Annotated in this window: 1 protein-coding gene, 1 tRNA gene and 2 rRNA genes (2 of these 4 cut by a window edge); all 4 read left to right on the forward strand. The window is 56.5% G+C overall.

Annotation, left to right across the window (positions count from 1 at the left end; all coding sequences use genetic code 11):
• A 23S ribosomal RNA gene (locus JG746_RS08695) occupies window positions 1–1,206 on the forward strand; it begins 1,592 nt to the left of the window's first position.
• Between the two features lie 147 nt (window positions 1,207–1,353).
• Window positions 1,354–1,468 (forward strand): 5S ribosomal RNA (gene rrf / locus JG746_RS08700).
• A 288-nt stretch (window positions 1,469–1,756) separates the two neighbouring features.
• Window positions 1,757–1,833: transfer RNA gene (locus JG746_RS08705), tRNA-Met, on the forward strand.
• A 604-nt stretch (window positions 1,834–2,437) separates the two neighbouring features.
• A protein-coding gene (locus tag JG746_RS08710; RefSeq protein WP_202357768.1) for a type II toxin-antitoxin system ParD family antitoxin crosses the window boundary here: on the forward strand, window positions 2,438–2,500 show its 5' portion. Its footprint extends 204 nt past the window's final position; only the first 63 of its 267 coding nucleotides appear in the window; its start codon is at window positions 2,438–2,440; its stop codon lies beyond the right edge, outside the window.

Consider the following 2,500-nt stretch of genomic DNA (forward strand, 5'->3'; position numbering starts at 1 on the left):
ACTATGCTGAAGGAACTCGGCAAATTGCACGCGTAACTTCGGAAGAAGCGTGACCCTTTTCTGCGCAAGCAGAGGAGGGTGGCACAGACCAGGGGGTAGCGACTGTTTATCAAAAACACAGGGCTCTGCGAAGTCGCAAGACGACGTATAGGGTCTGACGCCTGCCCGGTGCTGGAAGGTTAAGAGGAGGGGTGCAAGCTCTGAATCGAAGCCCCAGTAAACGGCGGCCGTAACTATAACGGTCCTAAGGTAGCGAAATTCCTTGTCGGGTAAGTTCCGACCTGCACGAATGGCGTAACGACTTCCCCGCTGTCTCCAGCATAGACTCAGTGAAATTGAATTCCCCGTGAAGATGCGGGGTTCCTGCGGTTAGACGGAAAGACCCCGTGCACCTTTACTATAGCTTTACATTGGCATTCGTAGTGGCATGTGTAGGATAGGTGGTAGGCTTTGAAACCTGGGCGCCAGCTCAGGTGGAGCCACCCTTGAAATACCACCCTTATTACTATGGATGTCTAACCGCGGCCCGTTATCCGGGTCCGGGACAATGTATGGTGGGTAGTTTGACTGGGGCGGTCGCCTCCTAAAGAGTAACGGAGGCGCGCGATGGTGGGCTCAGAACGGTCGGAAATCGTTCGCTGAGTGCAATGGCATAAGCCTGCCTGACTGCGAGACTGACAAGTCGAGCAGAGACGAAAGTCGGTCATAGTGATCCGGTGGTCCCGCGTGGAAGGGCCATCGCTCAACGGATAAAAGGTACGCCGGGGATAACAGGCTGATGACCCCCAAGAGTCCATATCGACGGGGTTGTTTGGCACCTCGATGTCGACTCATCGCATCCTGGGGCTGGAGCAGGTCCCAAGGGTATGGCTGTTCGCCATTTAAAGCGGTACGTGAGTTGGGTTCAGAACGTCGTGAGACAGTTCGGTCCCTATCTGCCGTGGGTGTAGGAATATTGAAAGGATCTGTCCCTAGTACGAGAGGACCGGGATGGACGGATCTCTGGTGGACCTGTTGTGGCGCCAGCCGCATAGCAGGGTAGCTATATCCGGACGGGATAACCGCTGAAGGCATCTAAGCGGGAAACCCACCTTAAAACGAGTATTCCCTGAGAACCGTGGAAGACGACCACGTTGATAGGCCGGGTGTGGAAGAGCGGCAACGCTTGAAGCTTACCGGTACTAATAGTTCGATCGGCTTGATCGTTCTCATTCCTTATGCTCATCGTGAAATACGATGGATGGCACAACAAAGACCAGCGAACAGCCCGAGAGGCAACCCGACAGCGCTGCTGCCGATGTCTCTCTATGCTCCTTCGCTCAAAAGCTTCTCGAACAACGTGCGTTTTGCCGACCTGGTGGTTATGGCGGAGCGGCTGCACCCGATCCCATTCCGAACTCGGCCGTGAAACGCTCCAGCGCTGATGGTACTTCGTCTCAAGACGCGGGAGAGTAGGTCGCTGCCAGGTCTGCTAAACGCACGTTGAACTCACATCCAAGCGGATGTCAGTGAAATCTTCTCTCTACGACAAGGCCCGCCAAGGGACCACGGGCCGCGTAAGCGGCCCTTTCATTTGGTGAGCCATCTACCTATTTGTAGGCCAGCGTCGTCGTAGGCGTGCGCTTACGTCCAAAGCAAGCAAACGTTTGCCTAGTTCGGCAAGCAGGCGCTTGCCTGGTTCAGCAAGCAAATGCTTGCTTAGTTCGGCAAGCAAGCGCTTGCCTAGTTCGGCAAGCAAGCGCTTGCCGAGAGGTGACGCGGGGTGGAGCAGCCCGGTAGCTCGTCAGGCTCATAACCTGAAGGTCACAGGTTCAAATCCTGTCCCCGCAACCAACATTCAACGGCCCGCTAGGCTCAGCCAGCGGGCCGTTTTTGTATCCAGATCACAATGCTCGGCGATTTGCTCCGGCGCAGGCGCCCGCAAGGAGCCGAAGCCCCCGCAAGACAAAAACGCAAAGCCTCCCCAAAACCAAATCACAAACGGCCCGTCTGGCTCAAGCCCGGCGGGCCGTCGCATTTCGACTGATAGTCATCGTCGATTCACTCCCCGGACCCGAGACGAGGTTTCGGCGGATGCGGCGGATGAACTCAGCCTCTTCCAGAGCCGGAGCGAGCAGTGAAAGCCGAATCGGAGCAGCGACCCAACCAAATGCGAAACGAATTTCGCCGGCGGGCCTCTTTCTTGGCCGGCCTCTGTGCTTGTCGTCCCGCTTGTATGGGAGAAAACAGATCGTCGGAGCCGTCGATTGCGGGCCTGATTCCTCGATCGCGCCAGCGTCATCGGGGCTGAGGCGACATCTCGGTTGTGCCGAGCCGGCGAGCCAAGTCCTGCGGAACAATCCAGATCCAAGGCGGAGTGCGGCCGAATCGACAGATTCTGGCAATAGCTGACATCTATTGCCATGTTCCTATGGCCGACATTTTCCCAGAGGTTGCCATGCCCAACTACGCTCTGAACGATCACTATGAGAGCTTCATCAGAAAGCAGCTCGAATCAGGC

Source organism: Mesorhizobium sp. 113-3-3 (assembly GCF_016756495.1).
In the GTDB taxonomy this organism is placed as follows: domain Bacteria; phylum Pseudomonadota; class Alphaproteobacteria; order Rhizobiales; family Rhizobiaceae; genus Mesorhizobium.